This window comes from Acinetobacter sp. WCHAc010052 (assembly GCF_002165295.2).
In the GTDB taxonomy this organism is placed as follows: Bacteria; Pseudomonadota; Gammaproteobacteria; order Pseudomonadales; family Moraxellaceae; genus Acinetobacter; species Acinetobacter chinensis.
In genome coordinates this window covers 1,303,380-1,319,374 of the sequence record NZ_CP032143.1, presented here as the reverse complement: position 1 = coordinate 1,319,374, position 15,995 = coordinate 1,303,380, and the positions used below count along the sequence as shown (strand labels likewise).

The window sequence follows — 15,995 nt, the reverse complement described above, 5'->3', positions numbered from 1 at the left end:
ATAAAAAGAGACTATCTGATATGCTGAAGTTTTTCAGTTTTAAATAGGCCATGCTGAACAGATACTTCAGGTCGTTTCAAAGCTTTATATTCACATAGCGTTCTGAATATAAATGAATGAGATTCTGATATCAGCTGCTGATCCTGCCATGCATCGGCACATCCCTCTCCCGTAAGAAGATTACCTGTGATTTTAAACAGCAGTCCATCCTGTTTTGAAAACCCGGTAAGATAATCCTGTTGATGGACTGCTTCAAAAAAGTGAATTTCAGGAACATTCAGACACCACTTTCTGGAAAACCATAACTGAAGCAGATCACCAAGAAACAACTGTTGCTTTTTCAAAGGCCATAAATGGATATACGCATCTTCAACAGGTGTAAAATACCACTCTGAAGTTGCAATGATTTCAAGATACTGGGATTGATAAATATGAAGATTTTTAATAATAGACGAAATAGTCAGCGCATTCATTCGCTTTCTCCTGTTTAGCCATTTAGTGCTGGCAAGTTGGTTTAAATCCACACCGTCTGAAGTTACTCAGACACTCTTTATGAATTAAATCTAACAAGCCTGACAGGACTGTGCAAGTTTTTTTAACAATTTCACCATTCCTGCTCAAATAAAAAGCATATGCAACAAAAATGAAGCCCTGATGACACTTTTAACTTGACCCCTCACAAAATCTGCTTATAATCGCATGCAGATTCTCCAATAGCTCAGTCGGTAGAGCGACGGACTGTTAATCCGCAGGTCCCTGGTTCGAGCCCAGGTTGGAGAGCCAGATTTTAAAAAGCCCACTCATAACGAAGTGGGCTTTTTTATGCCTGAAATTTATCATGTCATCAGTATCTGAAAAATAAGATAAATCACATCAATGCGGTATTTGCTGACTGATGAATTACAATCAGCACAAGTACATCCCGCCTCCTGAAAACATCCAATAAAAAAGGCTGAATTGATATTCAGCCTTTTAAAATACAAGAACAACTTAAACAGGCACACCGCTGTGAAAACGGAAAGTCTCATCAGGGCTTTGAATCAGATTTTTTTCAACTTCACGGATATGTTCAATCCGCTGCTGGATATCTTCTTCAGGATTTTTGAGTTTTGCTGTTTTAGCAACATCAAGTGCCAAAGCCAGATAATCCTCATAGTGCCGTGATTCAGACTTCAGCAGATAACGGTAATAACGTCCCAGTTCATCATCAACCACAGGAGCAAGGGCGTAAAAACGTTCACAGGAACGCGCCTCCACAAATGCACCGATTACCAGCACATCAATCAGCGCTTCAGGTTCATAGGTACGGATTTCCTTACGTAAACCACCTGCATAACGCCCTGCACTCAGCCCTTTCCATTCCTGACCACGTTTGGTCATAAATTCAAGAACCTGCTCATAATGCAGCATTTCTTCACGCACCAGTTGCGCCAGTTTAACCTGCAGATCAGTAAAAAAGCTGTATCTGAACATCAGGTTCATTGCTGTACCTGCTGCTTTTTTCTCACAGTTGGCATGATCCTGCATCAGAATATCAAGATTCTTCAACGCTTCATCAAGCCACGCCTGGGGAGTTTCACAACCAAGGAAACCTTTGACAGGTTTCATCAGCTCATCATAATCAATCGTAGACATAATCTAAAAACAAAATTAAAAAATTAACGTGCAGCCTGAATAGCTGCTTTCATTTGCTGAACTGCCTGAGCAAGCCCCACAAAAACAGCATCTGCAATAATAGAATGACCAATGTTTAACTCGTGGATCTGTTTGATCTGAGCCACTGGCGTCACATTTTCCAGATTCAGCCCGTGACCTGCATTCACCACAAGCCCTTTGGATGCAGCATATTCAGCTCCCTGGATAATGCGCTCAAGTTCATGCTGCTGTGCTTCTGCTGTTTCAGCATCCGCATATGCACCAGTGTGCAGTTCAATCGTAGGTGCGCCACACGCAACCGCAGCATCAATCTGAGCAATATCAGCATCAATAAACAACGATACATCACAGCCAATCGCTGTCAGCGCCTGAGTCGCCGCTTTGACATCTTCAAAATGCCCAACCACATCGAGACCACCTTCAGTGGTAATTTCCTGGCGTTTTTCTGGAACAAAGCAGACATGATGCGGTTTGATTTCTTTTGCAAACTCAATCATTTCAGCTGTAACCGCTATTTCCAGATTCATACGTGTTTTCAGCAATGGGCGCATACGGCGTACATCATCATCCTGAATATGACGACGGTCTTCACGTAAATGCAAAGTGATGCCTTCAGCACCTGCCTGTTCACAGATCAATGCTGCATTTACAGGATCTGGATAAGCAGTCCCGCGCGCCTGACGCAATGTTGCAACATGATCAATATTTACACCCAGTAAAGCAGCCATAACAATTTCCTGATTAAGATTGAGTATTCTGAATCCATAATTGCCGACTTTTCAGTGGACGATCACCCAGTAAGGAGCTGATCATCTGTCTGTACAGTCGGGACAATAATTGTAACTGTTCCTGATTGAAATCAGTACCCTTTTCATATTTAAGCATGGACAGAATCAATGCTCCCGAAAAAGCAGATCGGTTTTGCTGAATAACAGGAATGAATCCCTCATCCATCTGAAATACATAATACTGAGCAGGATCTATTTCCTGCTGAGCAGTATCCGAAGCAAAGTCCAGATAGAACCCAAGTTCTGCAAGCAGCTCATGTTCAAACTTTCTTAGAATCTGCCGGAGAAATAAAGCTGGATTTTCCTGTTCAGACATCCGCTGCAGATCAGACAATGTTGCAGCATACTGGAGAAAAGTCTGCGGCATTTCTACTTCAGCAGGACATAATCTCAGCACAATTTCATTCAGATAAAAGCCTGAAAAAAAAGCATCACCAAAGAAAAATACAGGCTGATTCACAATTTCCAGCTGACTGAAATTTTTCAGCTCAGACTTTCCTGAAGCCTGCACACAAACTGGCTGATACTGAGGAGGAGGTGTCTGACGCAAAATACCGTCAACACGACCATATTCCTGAGTAAACAGATGTACAATATGACTGCGTTCACGGTATTTACGATGATGGATCAGATAACCATGCAGAATTTCATTGCGCATGATTCAGATAATCAATCCTTTTTCTGATCTTTGTCTTCGTCATCCCCATCTGGAATGACAGCCCCAACGACAGCAGCAGTACCTTTCACCACACCTTTCGTTGTTTTATAGGCAACTTTAACAGGAACGGTCACAATTTTATGAATGCAGCCCTGTAAAAACATGACACACGCAATTACAGCCAGAACTTTAATCATTTCCGCTCCTGTTTCAGATCATCAGATATCGCTGTACCCAAGGCTTTTCAAAGCACGCTCGTCATCAGACCAGCCACCTTTCACTTTCACCCAGAGTGTCAGCATAATTTTCTGTTCAAACATTTTTTCCATATCAACACGGGCATCCATACCGATTTTTTTCAGCTTAGCACCCTTTTCACCAATCACAATTGCTTTCTGTCCAGGACGGTCAACAAAGATGGTGGCATCAATATACGTACAGGCTGCTTTAGGGCGACCCGTTTTTTCGTTGATTGTCGCTTCTTCAGTTTTAAACGATTCAATCTGCACGGTCAGGTCATAAGGTAATTCTTCACCCAACTGACGCATGATTTTTTCACGGATAATTTCAGAAGCCAGGAATCTTTCTGAGCGGTCAGTGACCTGATCAAGTGAATACAGCGGTGGCTGGAATGGCAGATACTTTTCAATGGTATTGCGTAAATGATCCAGATTTGCACCACGTAAAGCAGATACAGGAACAATTTCAGCAAAATTCATTAATTTTGCGCGTTCCTGAATCAATGGCAAAGCATGATTTTTATTTTCCAGTGTATCAATTTTATTGATCACAAGAATCACTGGCATCTCTGCATTTTTCAGCTTTTCCAATACCAGTTCATCATTCTGTGTCCACTTGTCTGCATCAAGTACAAACAGAACCAGGTTGACATCACGTAACGCCGAATGTGCCGCTTTGTTCATCATTTTATTGATGGCACGCACTTCTTTTTTGTGCATACCCGGGGTATCCACAAATACAGCCTGGGATGTTTCACGACTGTCAATTCCCACAATTTTATGGCGGGTCGTTTGTGGCTTACGTGAAGTGATGGATAACTTCTGTCCCAGCAGGTGGTTCATCAGTGTCGATTTGCCGACATTTGGACGACCTACAATTGCAACAAAACCACTTTTATAGTCCGCAGGAATTTCTGTTCCCTGTGAACTGAAGAATTGATTAATTAAGTCATTGCCACTGTTTGTCTGTGGCTCGTGATCAGCATCGTTGTGATCGGAATTTGTGGTCATGCAGATTACTGCTCCAGTAATTTTAAAATATCTGCCGCAGCTGCCTGTTCAGCAAATCTACGACTTAAACCTTCACCTTTAAAGACCGGCATCCCCTCAACCGCACATTCAACTTTGAAATGCTGGTTTGGAGCATCGCCCTGAATATCCACCACTTCATAAACTGGAAGAGGTTTTTTACGCGCCTGCAAATATTCCTGTAGACGCGATTTTGGATCTTTCAGCTGGTCAGTTGGTTCCATATTGTCCAAATAAGGCTCGTACCATTTTAACACGATTGGTCTTAAAACCGTGAGGTCTTCACAATCGACAAAAATAGCACCAATGATTGCCTCAACGGTATCAGCCAGGATGGATTCACGGTGATGTCCGCCAGACTTCAGTTCACCTGTACTCAGAATCAGATTCTGACTGAGTTTCAGGTCATTGGCAATTTTACCCAATGCTTCCTGACGGACTAACGTTGCACGCATTCGCGTTAAACGTCCTTCATTTTCATGCGGATATGCATGATAAAGATGGTTGGCAATAATCATGCCCAACAATGAGTCACCCAGAAATTCCAGACGTTCATAATTGTATTTATGGCTCACCGATCGGTGTGTCAGCGCAAGCTGCAATAATTCAGGCTGTTTGAACTGATAACCGATACGACTTGCCAAGCGAACATCACTTAGCCGGGAGTGAGCTTTGATCAAAACTTTTCTCGAACTTTAACACTAAATCAATATTCAATAAGAAAGGTTTTCTTATTTCATATGCTTTTTTAACCTGTAAGCCCTCAACATTTGTGACCTGAGCAATTTCCTCGAATTTAAGATCGCGGACATTGTTCATATCCAGACGCTGACTCATCTGACCTACAAACTTAGAAGGAGCGATATTTTTCGGACTACTTTGCATAAGCTCTGTAATCTGAGTATCCACCACTCGATCATCCCAATATGGTCCCCAAACTGCAATTGCGATTTTTGCAAGAAACGCAAAACCAATAATTGCAATTAAAATAGCAATATACGATGCACCTTTTTGATGTTGACGCATTTATTATTTTCCTGATTCGCTATTAATCAATTTTTCCGTTACGACCGAATGATGGTATCCGGAATCCAGGTTCCTTGTGCATCCATACATAGAACGCACGACCAGTCAGATTTTCTTCAGGAACAAATCCCCAGAAACGACTGTCAGCACTTTGATCACGATTATCCCCCATCGCAAAATAGTGCCCTTTCGGAACGGTCACTTCCCAGTATAAACCATTTTCAGTTGAGTATTTACCATTTTCAACATAATTGATAAATGGCGCCTGACGGGCAATATTCATACCTTCCAGCTCACGCATGGTAAAAGTATGCTTACCCAGTGTTTCCTTATGATAAATAGAAGTCGGTGTATCCTGACTGTCTTTTTCACGACTGAACTGAACAGGTACTTTTGGCACTTTCTGACCATTGATACTTAACTGACCATGATCATAAACAATGTGATCCCCAGGTAAACCAACCACACGCTTGATATAACTGATGGTTGGTTGTGGTGGATAACGGAATACGATCACCTCACCACGCTCCGGCTCACCCACATCAATAATTTTTTTATTGATAATCGGTAAGCGGACACCATAGTCAAACTTATTGACCAGAATAAAATCCCCGGTTTCAAGGGTTGGAACCATTGAATCTGAAGGGATGTTGAACGGTTCATATAAAAAAGAACGCAACACTAATACAACAGCCAGTACTGGCCAGAAGTCATATGCCCAGGTAATGATAAAATTTTCATTTCCTCTGCCTTTGGTCTGTCTTTGTTTAAAAACAAACTTATCCAGCAACCACACCAGAAAAAATACCAGTGTGACGGGTACGAGGATTAAATTAAAATCAAAATCCATGAGCTATGAGCCCTCCAGTTTTTTTATCTGTCTACTTTCAATACAGCAAGGAACGCTTCCTGTGGGATTTCAACACTACCCACCTGCTTCATGCGCTTCTTACCTTCTTTTTGTTTCGCCAACAGTTTCTTCTTACGTGAAACGTCACCACCATAACACTTCGCCAGTACGTTTTTACGCATCGCTTTTACAGTTGAACGTGCGATCACCTGCGCACCAATGGCAGCCTGAATCGCGACGTCAAACATCTGACGAGGAATCAGGTCTTTCATTTTTTCAACAAGCGCAATACCACGATGACGGGCATCCTGACGGTGGCAGATCATGGCTAAAGCATCAACTTTATCGCCATTGATTAACACGTCAACCTTAACTAAAGATGAACTCTCAAAACGTACAAAATTGTAATCCAGTGATGCAAAACCACGCGAACAGGATTTCAGCTTATCAAAGAAATCCATGACTACTTCAGCCATTGGAATTTCAAAGGTAATAGAAACCTGATTTGCCATAAACTTCATGTCTTTCTGCACACCACGGCGCTCTACACACAATGTCATGACATTACCCAGGTATTCCTGAGGAACAAGAATGTGACATTCAGCAATTGGTTCACGTAAGTCTTCAACTGTCGAACCATCAGGCATTTTTGACGGGCTATCAATATATTTCGTCTCACCGTTTTTCATGAATGCTTCATAAATTACGGTTGGAGCAGAACTGATCAGGTCAAGATCGTACTCACGCTCTAAACGCTCCTGTACGATTTCCATGTGCAGCATACCCAGGAAGCCACAACGGAAACCAAAACCGAGCGCATCAGAACTTTCAGGTTCAAAGAACAATGCCGAATCGTTAATTTGCAGTTTATGCAACGCTTCACGGAATGGTTCAAAATCACTGGCATCAATTGGGAACAAACCAGCATAAACCTGCGGTTTAACCTTTTTAAAACCAGGTAATGTTTCAACTTCTGGCGTAGTGGATAAGGTAATGGTATCACCCACTGGCGCACCAAAAATGTCTTTAATCCCTGCAATCACAAAGCCAACTTCGCCCGCTTCAAGCATGCCGGTTTCAGTATGTTTTGGATTAAAAATACCCACAGAAGTAATGATGTGCGTCTGACCTGTTGATTTGACCAGCATTTTATCGCCTTTACGCACGCGCCCCTGTTTCACACGTACTAAAGACACAACGCCTAAGTAGTTATCAAACCACGAGTCCACGATCAGTGCCTGTAAAGGCGCGTCACGATCACCTTCAGGTGCTGGGATTACATTGACCAGTGTTTCCAATACACCTTCAATGCCCAGACCGGTTTTTGCAGAACACGTCGGCGCTTCAGTTGCTTCAATCCCGATAATGTCTTCAATTTCCTGAATTACACGCTCAGGCTCTGCCTGCGGTAAATCAATTTTATTTAAAATTGGAAGAACTTCCAGACCCTGTTCAATCGCGGTATAGCAGTTAGCAACAGACTGTGCTTCCACACCCTGTGCAGCATCCACAACCAATAAAGCGCCTTCACACGCCGCTAAAGAACGTGACACTTCATAAGAAAAGTCCACGTGTCCTGGGGTATCAATGAAGTTCAGCTGATATTCCTGACCATCTGGATGTGTGTAGTATAAAGTCACAGAAGTGGCTTTAATGGTAATCCCACGCTCACGTTCCAGTTCCATTGAGTCGAGAACCTGAGCTTGCATCTCACGATCCTGTAAACCACCACAGGTCTGAATAAAACGGTCAGCAAGTGTCGACTTACCGTGGTCGATGTGAGCAATAATCGAAAAGTTTCGGATATTTTTAATATCGACAGATTTTTTAGCTTGCGCCATGGGCTACCTTGAACAAATAAAGTGCGCTATGTATGAAACTGCATTACATAGCAAAAGCATTTAAGAAATTGCCGTGGATTATAGCAGATGGTATTTTCAATGTATTCATATTAATGAATCCACCCAAGAAAATATCTTCCATGCAAAAAAAGTGACCGCATTCTGCTTCTGAAGCGTTCAAAGCACAGCATCAGGAGTTGTTTTCACAGCAATTGCAGTCGCTTTAAGCCATCATATTTTTAATATGCTCTGATACCGCATGGCATCTTTATAAATCATTGGGAAATTTAGAGCTGAAACGGGTCAATATCTGAATTCAGTGGCTGATACGCCTGCATAAAAGTCGGTGACATCCGTTTTGCTCTTCCTGTAGAAATTTCCACGCATGCCCATTTTGTCGTTGCGGTAAACAGCAGGCTTTTGTCTTCTACCTTAAAAAAAGCATACTGTCTGAATGAATACAGCGCATTGATATCATAAAACCAGGTCCGAAGAATGATTTCATCTCCCAGCATAGCTGCCTTACGGTACTGTACATGATGTTCCACAGCAACCATGGCATGATTCATTTCCAGATACTGCTCCAGCCCCAGACCTGTTTCGCTGATATGAGCAGTTGCTACATCCTGCATCCAGCCAACATAGACCACGTTATTTACATGACCCAGTACATCAATATGTTCAGGCTGAACAGTGATCTTCATATCAAAAACAGTACTCATTTCATTCCACTTCTTTTATTTCGCCATACAGTATGATGGGGTGTTCCATAAGTCCTGCTGATCCGCTCTGTCAGAACTGAGTCTTATAAAAGTACCGCCATTTAAAGTGCAGTCTACGCATTTACAGCCAGACTGCAAATTGCAAAATATAAAAAACCACTCTGAATCGAGTGGTTTTTTACTGATGTTTCACTTACTCAGGAATACGCATACCCAGCATGGCACGCTGCCCCTGACGCACTATGGTCACTCTGGCAACTGTGCCCTTTTTCAGCTCAGAAACAACGCTGACAAATTCATTGGTATTGTTGATTGCTTTGTTGTTGATCTGAATCACAACATCGCCAGACAGAATTTTAGACTGAGATGCCAGTCCACCACGGCTGACTTCCTGAATCAGGATTCCACCTTTGACATCCAGCTGACTCAGTTCAGCAGCAGTCAGATTACGGATTGCAACGCCCAGTACCGGTCCTTTGGTTTTTGCAGGACTGACTGTTTTAGCAGGCGTATCATCTGGTGCTGTTTCAAGGGTTGCAGAGATAGAGCGGACTTTATCGTCACGTAAAATTTCAAGCTGAATGGACTGTTTAGGTACAGTTCTGTTCAGATAGTTCAACAGATCTGAAGTTCTGGAAATAGCAGCGCCATTAAATTTCAGAACAACATCACCAGAACGGAAGCCGGCTTTATCGGCTGGAGAACCCGGTGTGACCTGAGTAATCAGCGCACCTTCAGGTTTTGGCAGTTTATATGAATCTGCCAGATTTCTGTCAATATCCTGAAGCATAACGCCCAGATAAGAACGGGTGACTTTACCGTTTTTCTTTAACTGATCAGCTACATCCATCGCAACATCAATCGGGATAGAGAACGAAAGCCCCATATAACCGCCTGTACCACTGAAGATACGGGAGTTCACACCCACCACTTCACCTTTCTGGTTGAACAGTGGGCCACCTGAGTTACCTGGGTTCAGTGCAACATCGGTCTGAATGAATGGCACTGATGTCTCACCCATCATATTCCGCATTTTCGCACTGACAATACCTGCAGAAGCTGAATAATCAAAACCGAATGGCGAACCAATGGCAAGAACAGGCTCACCTACACGCAGACGCTCAACATTACCTGTGGTCAGCGCAGGAAAGTTATTTCCATTCACTTTCAGCAGTGCAACATCCGTACGCTCATCACTACCTACAACAGTTGCGTCTATTTCACGGCGGTCATTCAGTACAATCGTAACTTTGGACGCATCTTCAACAACGTGGTGGTTGGTCAGAAGATAACCGTCTTTAGTAATAAAAAATGCACTGCCGTAGCCCGTTTTTTCCTGTGGGACCTGCTGCTGTGGAACAATCACCTGATTTCCAAAAAAGCGTCTTAAGATTTCAGGCACCTGTTGCTGCAGTAACTCTTCCTGAGTCATTTTTTTCACAACATTGACACTGACCACAGCTGGACTGACCTGCTCAACCAGGTTGGAAAAATCCACCGAGGAAGCCTGTGTCTGTACCGCAGCCATGGTGAATACCGCTGCATATAAGCCCTGTTGTAAATAGCGATTTTTCATTTAATGCATTCACTCAATTGTTTTAAAATTTGAACAATCTTTTTTTATCACAATCCTGGTATATCTTGCGTAATAATATGTTTGATTATGTTCTGTCAAAACAACCGTTTAAACATTTTATTAAAATAATGTGACTTATTCGCTTTTTCTCATGAATACACTGCTTTTTGGCTATTGCCTTTTTTATAAAAAAGGGGTGTCATTATCGGACTTTTTTCAAATTAGCTGATGGACATGTCTAATTTAAGCACAACTCATCATTTTGATGTGATCATTGTGGGTAGTGGTGGCGCTGGTCTCAGTCTGGCATTATCTTTGCCACAGCATTTCAATATTGCCGTTCTTGCGAAGTCAACCCTGACGGATGCCAGCACATACTTCGCTCAGGGTGGTGTTGCCGCTGTACTGGATGAAACAGATTCCATTGAACAGCATATTGATGACACAATGATTGCAGGGGCACATCTATGTGAGCTTGATGCGGTTAAACATACAGTGGAAGGTGGGAAACCCTCAGTCGATTTTCTGTTGAAACATGGTGTTCAGTTCACTTTAGATGAACAGGAACAGCTGCACCTGACGCGTGAAGGCGGGCATTCTCAGCGCCGTATCATTCATTCAGCAGATGCAACGGGCAAAGCCATTTCAACAACCCTGGTTCAAAGAGCTCAGGAAAAGAAAAATATTCATATCTTTGAAAATTACATCGCAATTGATCTGATCACATCGCATAAACTGGGACTTAAGCAACAGGATAACCGTGCCGTTGGTCTCTATGCTTTAGATGAAACAACTGAAACAGTCCATACTTTTCTGGCCCCCTCTACAGCACTTGCCTGTGGTGGCGCAATGAAAGCCTACCTTTATACCTCCAATCCTGATATTGCAACCGGTGATGGTATTGCCATGGCATACCGTGCAGGTTGCCGTGTTGCAAATATGGAGTTCAATCAGTTCCATCCGACCTGTCTTTATCATCCGCAGGCAAGATCATTTCTGATTACTGAAGCCATGCGCGGTGAAGGTGCATATCTGCGACTTCCTGATGGTGAACGTTTCATGCTGCGCTTTGATGAGCGTGCTGAGCTTGCACCACGTGATATCGTTGCCCGTGCAATTGATTTTGAAATCAAACGTCTCGGCATCCGTCATGTATGGTTGGACATTACTCACAAATCGCCTGAGTTTGTGAAAGAGCACTTCCCTACACTGTATGCACGCCTGCTCGAACTTGGCATTGATATTACCAAAGACATGATTCCTGTTGTGCCTGCTGCACATTACACATGTGGTGGTGTCATGGTCGATGAAAACAGTCAGACTGACATTGATGGACTGTATGCGATTGGTGAAACCTCATATACAGGTCTGCACGGTGCGAACCGGATGGCGAGTAACTCCCTGCTGGAATGCTTTGTTTATGGAATGAGTGCAGCCCAACACATTGAACAGAATTTCAGTGCTGATTATCAGTCTCCTGCTGTTCCTGCATGGGATGACACTCAGGTTACAAATCCGGATGAAGATGTCGTCATTTTACAGAACTGGGATGAGCTGCGTGCCACCATGTGGAACTATGTCGGAATTGTCCGTACCACCAAGCGTCTGGAACGTGCCCTGCACCGTATAGAAATGCTGAAACGGGAAATCACTGAGTATTACCAGGACTATCAGGTCAGCAAAAACCTGATTGAACTGCGTAACCTTGTCCTTGTTTCAGAAATGATTGTGCGTTGTGCCATGCAGCGTAAAGAGTCCCGAGGGCTGCACTTCACCCTGGACTATCCTGAACTCTCAGGTGAACTGCGCAAAACTGTACTGACCCCACCTGACTTTAAAGTCGAACAGCCACTGGTCAATGCCGATCAGGCTGAATACAGCATGAATTAAAACAAAAAGCCGGATGCACTGTCATTCGGCTTTTTTTATACGGCGTAAAAGACATCCAGGGCTGCATCAAAGGTCTGTAAATGCAGACGGACCAGGTCGTCCAGTGGCTGATAGCCCCCTGCAAGAACAAACATGATGGGAATATCATGCTTTTTTGCCAGACTGAAAACCATTTCATCACGTTTGTGCAGTAATTCAGAGCTGAACCATGCCGATCCAAAAGGATCAGCCTGATGACAGTCCATTCCCGCCTGATAAATCATCAGATCAGCCTGCCATAGTGAAGCTGTTCTGAACGCTTCATGAATTGCCATGGTATAGCGTGCAAAATTCCCCTGTTCACGGTGAATATGTCGGGTTTCTGAACGTTCATAAGTGGGACAGTCACATGCAAGCCCATAGATACTGAAATTAAAAAGATTCTCAAGTCTTCGGGTAAATTCTGCCGTGCCATCTCCTCCATGCTGATCGCAGTCCAGTACAAAAATACGTTTATCTGGATATTTCTGAGCCACCAGTGCCAGCCCGTTAAAAGTACAGAATGATCCGCCATATTCATACTGTGCATGATGAAAGCCCTGCGCAATATTGCCTGAAATGCCATATTCCAGAGCCAGTTCTGCGGCAAGAAGCTGCCCTCCATTGATCTTCAGCACCGCATTTTTCAGCTGTTCATTCCACGGTCTGAACCCTGCAAAGGTGGCAAGTTTTTCAGGATAGCCTGTTAAAAAAGCATCGACATAAGCGGGGTCATGCAACACGTACAGCAGTTCGGTACTGACGGCTTCAGGCTCATTCCATAAAATTACAGAAGATTTTTTAAGTGCATCAGCAACTGCTTTTAATTTTTCCATACTGTTGGTATGTGTCTGAGCAAAATAGTCAGGTGAATAACAGACATTGAGCATATTTCATCCCCTTATCTGAGCCTGAGCCACATCTATCAGCTGCTGGAGCTGAGTCACACCTGGACTGAACAGTCCGTTTGCGACCTGCTGTTCAAAATGTGTGGTAAACGCACGTTTTCGGTTTTCAGGTGAAATTACCAGCGTTGTAAAACGCAAAAACCAGAATCCACTTATTTCTGAAAATGGCATTACAAAACCTGCATACTCTCTGTTCGGTATTTTGTTCTGTATCAGATCACGGTCATAATCCACTGAAAACAGTGACCCAGGTGGCAACTGTACGCCATTCATTAACAGAGGTTGCAGACTGATACATGAATGATTATCGCCCATATTCATTTTTTCAAGCAGTAAAGGTCGCTGCTCGGCATCGACAAATACATTCAGCTCGCCCTGACGTAATACCCGTCTATGTGCAATTTTCAGAAAAAACTGTTCTGCCATTGGGCAAGAACCGACTTTCGGTTTTTCCTCCAGCGGTTTAAGCTCTACAAGACCTGAACTTTGTGGTGTTTTGGGTAAAATAACATCCTGAATCAGACCACATAACAGCTTACTTTCTTCGAGACTGACTTCTGATGCAGTCTGCCTGAGCAAAGACTGAAAATCTGACTGCTGTTGCAACAGGTTTTTCAGCTCACTGTCTCCTGTGCTGTGAATAAATGTCTGAACCTCGCCATTGATATCCAGGTTATGCCAGTCCTGTAAACTTAAGCCTGAAACACGGGACAACTCCAGTATCCGTTTTAAGGGACGTATGTCGTAATCCAGGAAAAGTTTCAGATCTGAATAATCATCTGCGTTTCGGGAAACATTGATATAGCCTGCAAGCAACCGGGTTGACTGAGTATATCCACACCCTCTACGCTCAGTCCGATGTATATACAGTTCATTCAGCATATCTGTGAGTGTGGCAGACAGCGCAAAGCCCTTTGCCTTATACAGGCTGATAATTTCATGATCCTGTGTCATTCCCCTACCCCTGTCATTTTTTATAGAAATAAAGCTTCATTTTTCTGATTTTTTTTAATTTTATAATACGGTTTTGCAGCACAGGTGCTTTTGCCCTGTACTGCATAAAAAACTAGCGTGGTGGAATGGAATATGTCCCAACCACATGCGCAATCGGTTCATCACTGCCCAGCGAGTAAAGCCAAACATCACCCACTGCCAGAGCCTTACCAACTTTCATCAGGGTACATACGCCCTTGATGTCCTGATTGGCTGTCGGTTTTCTTAAAAAGTTAATACTGAGATTTGTTGTTACCGCAAGACCCACAATGCCAATTTCACCCAAAATAGCGATATACAAAGCATAATCAGCAACTGTCATCATGGAAGGTCCTGAAACTGTTCCACCTGGTCTCAGATCATGTTCATCCACATGATAAATAACCGTTGCTTCCCGATCTGACACGGATTCAATTTCACATTTTTTTAAACTTTGTGGAAATTCCTTTTCCAGGAAGGCATTGATTTCATCTTTTGAACTTTTCATAAATCCTTTTATCTACGCTCATATTGTTGACTTAATATAAATCGCAGACCTGACAAATAACAAGTACCTTATTGTTTTAGATACTTTTTAGGTGGGCTTTTCATAATTTTTTTAAACATGGCAATAAAACTCGAATCGCTTTCATAACCGAGTAACTGAGCCACGATCTGCACAGGCTTTCCTTCATGCAACCATTGCAATGCGAGCAGGATATGCAGCCGCCTTTTCCAGTCATTCAGTGACAACCCAGTTTCCTTCAGAAACAGTCGGGTCAGTGTACGCTGACTGATATGACACAGGTCAGCTGCAAGTTCCAGACGCAGCTCCATATCCGGCATTCTGATTAATTCATCAGTCAGTTTTTTCAGACGTTTGTCTTTAGGAACAGGTAAATAAAACCACTGCTGCCGTGCCTGAGCGATTTCATCAACAACGACCTGCATCAAACGAATATCTTCTTCAGTCTCATACAGTTGTGGTATATCAACGACCCGCTCCAGCAGCACATTCAAAAATGTACTGACCTCAAGCACGGTACACAAGCGCAGATGTTCAAAAACAATCTCAGAATCAAGAAAAACCACAATCCCTTTAGACAGACCAAAACTGGTGACCGAGTGACTCACACCGGCAGGTATCCAGATGGCTGTCCGTGGTGGAACGACCCACATGCCTTCCGCTGTACCCACTGTCAGCATACCGGACTGAGTCACCATAAGCTGAGATTTAAGATGAGTATGCGCTCCCATTTCCCAGTCAGGAATTTCACCACCCATTGCCATCACTGCCACAGGTCGCGCAATCGAATCCGGTTCTGTAACACTGAAGGGTGGATGGATATGACTCATTTTATAATCCGGAAATCAGGCAGATAATAAGCTTTGAACAGTCTGGTTTGCCTGCTCTGCATTTTCAACCATGATCATGGGATAACCCGAAAATTTTTCATAGTTTTCTGCAAACTGTCTCAAAACAGCCGGGATGGCTTTATCAGGCTGAATATAAATCATTGCCTGAACAAATGCTGTCAGTTCCGCTTTATGCGCTTTCACCCATAAGGCGACTTTTTTACGGTCTTCATGGCTGTTCTGTTCGTCCTGAAATGAACCCGAACCGATAAAGACAAATGGCTGCTTACGCAAAAGCAACTCTGAAAAAACAGCCAGTGACTCATCGACAGGCATAGACCTGGAACAGTCGATTTCAACAACAGGAAAATTTTCAACGCGATGAATGTACATGAATCCCACCTTTATCAATAATAATTCTCATTTATTGTATCAATGTAGAAAACTCATGATTGATTGATTCAGC

At 43.1% G+C, this 15,995-nt stretch carries 18 protein-coding genes and 1 tRNA gene; 2 read left to right on the top strand and 17 right to left on the bottom strand.

Annotation, left to right across the window (positions count from 1 at the left end):
* Nucleotides 1-11: 11 nt before the first annotated feature.
* A complete protein-coding gene (locus CDG61_RS06600; RefSeq protein ID WP_087550842.1) occupies nucleotides 12-473 on the bottom strand; it encodes a hypothetical protein in 462 nt (153 codons plus the stop codon).
* A 234-nt stretch (nucleotides 474-707) separates the two neighbouring features.
* Here CDG61_RS06600 and CDG61_RS06595 point away from each other — a divergent pair.
* Nucleotides 708-783: transfer RNA gene (locus CDG61_RS06595), tRNA-Asn, on the top strand.
* A 207-nt stretch (nucleotides 784-990) separates the two neighbouring features.
* On the opposite strand, the gene CDG61_RS06590 is transcribed toward CDG61_RS06595, so the two are convergent.
* From CDG61_RS06590 to CDG61_RS06540, 11 genes are all read right to left on the bottom strand, one after another.
* Nucleotides 991-1,635 carry a tRNA-(ms[2]io[6]A)-hydroxylase gene (locus CDG61_RS06590; RefSeq protein WP_087511329.1) on the bottom strand — a complete coding sequence of 215 codons (645 nt, stop codon included), beginning with the start codon at nucleotides 1,633-1,635 and terminating at the stop codon, nucleotides 991-993.
* Between the two features lie 23 nt (nucleotides 1,636-1,658).
* Entirely contained in the window at nucleotides 1,659-2,384 is a 726-nt protein-coding gene (gene pdxJ, locus CDG61_RS06585; protein ID WP_087550841.1) for a pyridoxine 5'-phosphate synthase, read from the bottom strand.
* Nucleotides 2,385-2,397: 13 nt separating this feature from the next.
* On the bottom strand, nucleotides 2,398-3,105 hold the full coding sequence (gene recO, locus CDG61_RS06580) for a DNA repair protein RecO (RefSeq protein ID WP_171405629.1): 708 nt from the start codon (nucleotides 3,103-3,105) through the stop codon (nucleotides 2,398-2,400).
* Nucleotides 3,106-3,113: 8 nt separating this feature from the next.
* Nucleotides 3,114-3,299, bottom strand: a complete 186-nt coding sequence (locus CDG61_RS06575; protein ID WP_087550839.1) for an NF038104 family lipoprotein — start codon at nucleotides 3,297-3,299, stop codon at nucleotides 3,114-3,116.
* Between the two features lie 21 nt (nucleotides 3,300-3,320).
* Nucleotides 3,321-4,352, bottom strand: coding sequence for a GTPase Era (gene era / locus CDG61_RS06570; RefSeq protein ID WP_087511321.1), 1,032 nt, complete (start codon nucleotides 4,350-4,352; stop codon nucleotides 3,321-3,323).
* A gap of 5 nt (nucleotides 4,353-4,357) precedes the next feature.
* Nucleotides 4,358-5,050: a ribonuclease III gene (gene rnc, locus CDG61_RS06565; protein WP_087550838.1), complete on the bottom strand. Its 693-nt coding sequence runs from the start codon at nucleotides 5,048-5,050 to the stop codon at nucleotides 4,358-4,360.
* Nucleotides 5,022-5,396, bottom strand: a complete 375-nt coding sequence (locus CDG61_RS06560; protein ID WP_087511317.1) for a DUF4845 domain-containing protein — start codon at nucleotides 5,394-5,396, stop codon at nucleotides 5,022-5,024. The genes rnc and CDG61_RS06560 overlap by 29 nt, the downstream gene beginning before the upstream one ends.
* A 22-nt stretch (nucleotides 5,397-5,418) precedes the next feature.
* Nucleotides 5,419-6,246, bottom strand: coding sequence for a signal peptidase I (lepB, locus tag CDG61_RS06555; RefSeq protein WP_087550837.1), 828 nt, complete (start codon nucleotides 6,244-6,246; stop codon nucleotides 5,419-5,421).
* 23 nt (nucleotides 6,247-6,269) lie between these two features.
* Entirely contained in the window at nucleotides 6,270-8,087 is a 1,818-nt protein-coding gene (gene lepA / locus CDG61_RS06550; RefSeq protein WP_087511315.1) for a translation elongation factor 4, read from the bottom strand.
* Nucleotides 8,088-8,374: 287 nt separating this feature from the next.
* The gene (locus CDG61_RS06545; protein ID WP_087550836.1) at nucleotides 8,375-8,809 is read right to left on the bottom strand and encodes an acyl-CoA thioesterase; all 435 of its coding nucleotides are present in this window, start codon (nucleotides 8,807-8,809) and stop codon (nucleotides 8,375-8,377) included.
* A gap of 193 nt (nucleotides 8,810-9,002) precedes the next feature.
* Complete coding sequence (locus CDG61_RS06540) at nucleotides 9,003-10,385, bottom strand: Do family serine endopeptidase (protein ID WP_087550835.1); 1,383 nt, start codon at nucleotides 10,383-10,385, stop codon at nucleotides 9,003-9,005.
* A gap of 228 nt (nucleotides 10,386-10,613) precedes the next feature.
* Here CDG61_RS06540 and nadB point away from each other — a divergent pair, with 228 nt between their 5' ends.
* Nucleotides 10,614-12,275 (top strand): L-aspartate oxidase, encoded by a 1,662-nt coding sequence (gene nadB / locus CDG61_RS06535; protein ID WP_087550834.1) that lies wholly within the window; start codon nucleotides 10,614-10,616, stop codon nucleotides 12,273-12,275.
* A 35-nt stretch (nucleotides 12,276-12,310) separates the two neighbouring features.
* Here the strand turns inward: nadB and CDG61_RS06530 are convergent, their stop codons facing one another.
* The 5 genes from CDG61_RS06530 to CDG61_RS06510 form a co-directional block, all read right to left on the bottom strand.
* Nucleotides 12,311-13,183: a histone deacetylase gene (locus CDG61_RS06530; RefSeq protein WP_087550833.1), complete on the bottom strand. Its 873-nt coding sequence runs from the start codon at nucleotides 13,181-13,183 to the stop codon at nucleotides 12,311-12,313.
* A gap of 3 nt (nucleotides 13,184-13,186) precedes the next feature.
* Nucleotides 13,187-14,155, bottom strand: a complete 969-nt coding sequence (locus tag CDG61_RS06525) for a hypothetical protein (RefSeq protein WP_087550832.1) — start codon at nucleotides 14,153-14,155, stop codon at nucleotides 13,187-13,189.
* 112 nt (nucleotides 14,156-14,267) lie between these two features.
* Nucleotides 14,268-14,681, bottom strand: coding sequence for a PaaI family thioesterase (locus CDG61_RS06520; protein ID WP_087511304.1), 414 nt, complete (start codon nucleotides 14,679-14,681; stop codon nucleotides 14,268-14,270).
* A 68-nt stretch (nucleotides 14,682-14,749) separates the two neighbouring features.
* Nucleotides 14,750-15,529 carry an AraC family transcriptional regulator gene (locus CDG61_RS06515; protein ID WP_171405579.1) on the bottom strand — a complete coding sequence of 260 codons (780 nt, stop codon included), beginning with the start codon at nucleotides 15,527-15,529 and terminating at the stop codon, nucleotides 14,750-14,752.
* A gap of 15 nt (nucleotides 15,530-15,544) precedes the next feature.
* On the bottom strand, nucleotides 15,545-15,922 hold the full coding sequence (locus CDG61_RS06510; protein WP_087550831.1) for a hypothetical protein: 378 nt from the start codon (nucleotides 15,920-15,922) through the stop codon (nucleotides 15,545-15,547).
* Nucleotides 15,923-15,995 lie beyond the last annotated feature (73 nt).

What these genes read in the sequence shown, in the direction of transcription:
- CDG61_RS06515 (WP_171405579.1), bottom strand. Translation starts at nt 15,529, where the DNA reads ATGAGTCATATCCATCCACCCTTCAGTGTTACAGAACCGGATTCGATT.
- lepB (WP_087550837.1), bottom strand. Translation starts at nt 6,246, where the DNA reads ATGGATTTTGATTTTAATTTAATCCTCGTACCCGTCACACTGGTATTT.
- CDG61_RS06590 (WP_087511329.1), bottom strand. Translation starts at nt 1,635, where the DNA reads ATGTCTACGATTGATTATGATGAGCTGATGAAACCTGTCAAAGGTTTC.
- lepA (WP_087511315.1), bottom strand. Translation starts at nt 8,087, where the DNA reads ATGGCGCAAGCTAAAAAATCTGTCGATATTAAAAATATCCGAAACTTT.
- CDG61_RS06525 (WP_087550832.1), bottom strand. Translation starts at nt 14,155, where the DNA reads ATGACACAGGATCATGAAATTATCAGCCTGTATAAGGCAAAGGGCTTT.
- CDG61_RS06560 (WP_087511317.1), bottom strand. Translation starts at nt 5,396, where the DNA reads ATGCGTCAACATCAAAAAGGTGCATCGTATATTGCTATTTTAATTGCA.
- CDG61_RS06520 (WP_087511304.1), bottom strand. Translation starts at nt 14,681, where the DNA reads ATGAAAAGTTCAAAAGATGAAATCAATGCCTTCCTGGAAAAGGAATTT.
- CDG61_RS06540 (WP_087550835.1), bottom strand. Translation starts at nt 10,385, where the DNA reads ATGAAAAATCGCTATTTACAACAGGGCTTATATGCAGCGGTATTCACC.
- pdxJ (WP_087550841.1), bottom strand. Translation starts at nt 2,384, where the DNA reads ATGGCTGCTTTACTGGGTGTAAATATTGATCATGTTGCAACATTGCGT.
- nadB (WP_087550834.1), top strand. Translation starts at nt 10,614, where the DNA reads ATGGACATGTCTAATTTAAGCACAACTCATCATTTTGATGTGATCATT.
- CDG61_RS06510 (WP_087550831.1), bottom strand. Translation starts at nt 15,922, where the DNA reads ATGTACATTCATCGCGTTGAAAATTTTCCTGTTGTTGAAATCGACTGT.
- CDG61_RS06575 (WP_087550839.1), bottom strand. Translation starts at nt 3,299, where the DNA reads ATGATTAAAGTTCTGGCTGTAATTGCGTGTGTCATGTTTTTACAGGGC.
- era (WP_087511321.1), bottom strand. Translation starts at nt 4,352, where the DNA reads ATGACCACAAATTCCGATCACAACGATGCTGATCACGAGCCACAGACA.
- CDG61_RS06600 (WP_087550842.1), bottom strand. Translation starts at nt 473, where the DNA reads ATGAATGCGCTGACTATTTCGTCTATTATTAAAAATCTTCATATTTAT.
- CDG61_RS06545 (WP_087550836.1), bottom strand. Translation starts at nt 8,809, where the DNA reads ATGAGTACTGTTTTTGATATGAAGATCACTGTTCAGCCTGAACATATT.
- CDG61_RS06530 (WP_087550833.1), bottom strand. Translation starts at nt 13,183, where the DNA reads ATGCTCAATGTCTGTTATTCACCTGACTATTTTGCTCAGACACATACC.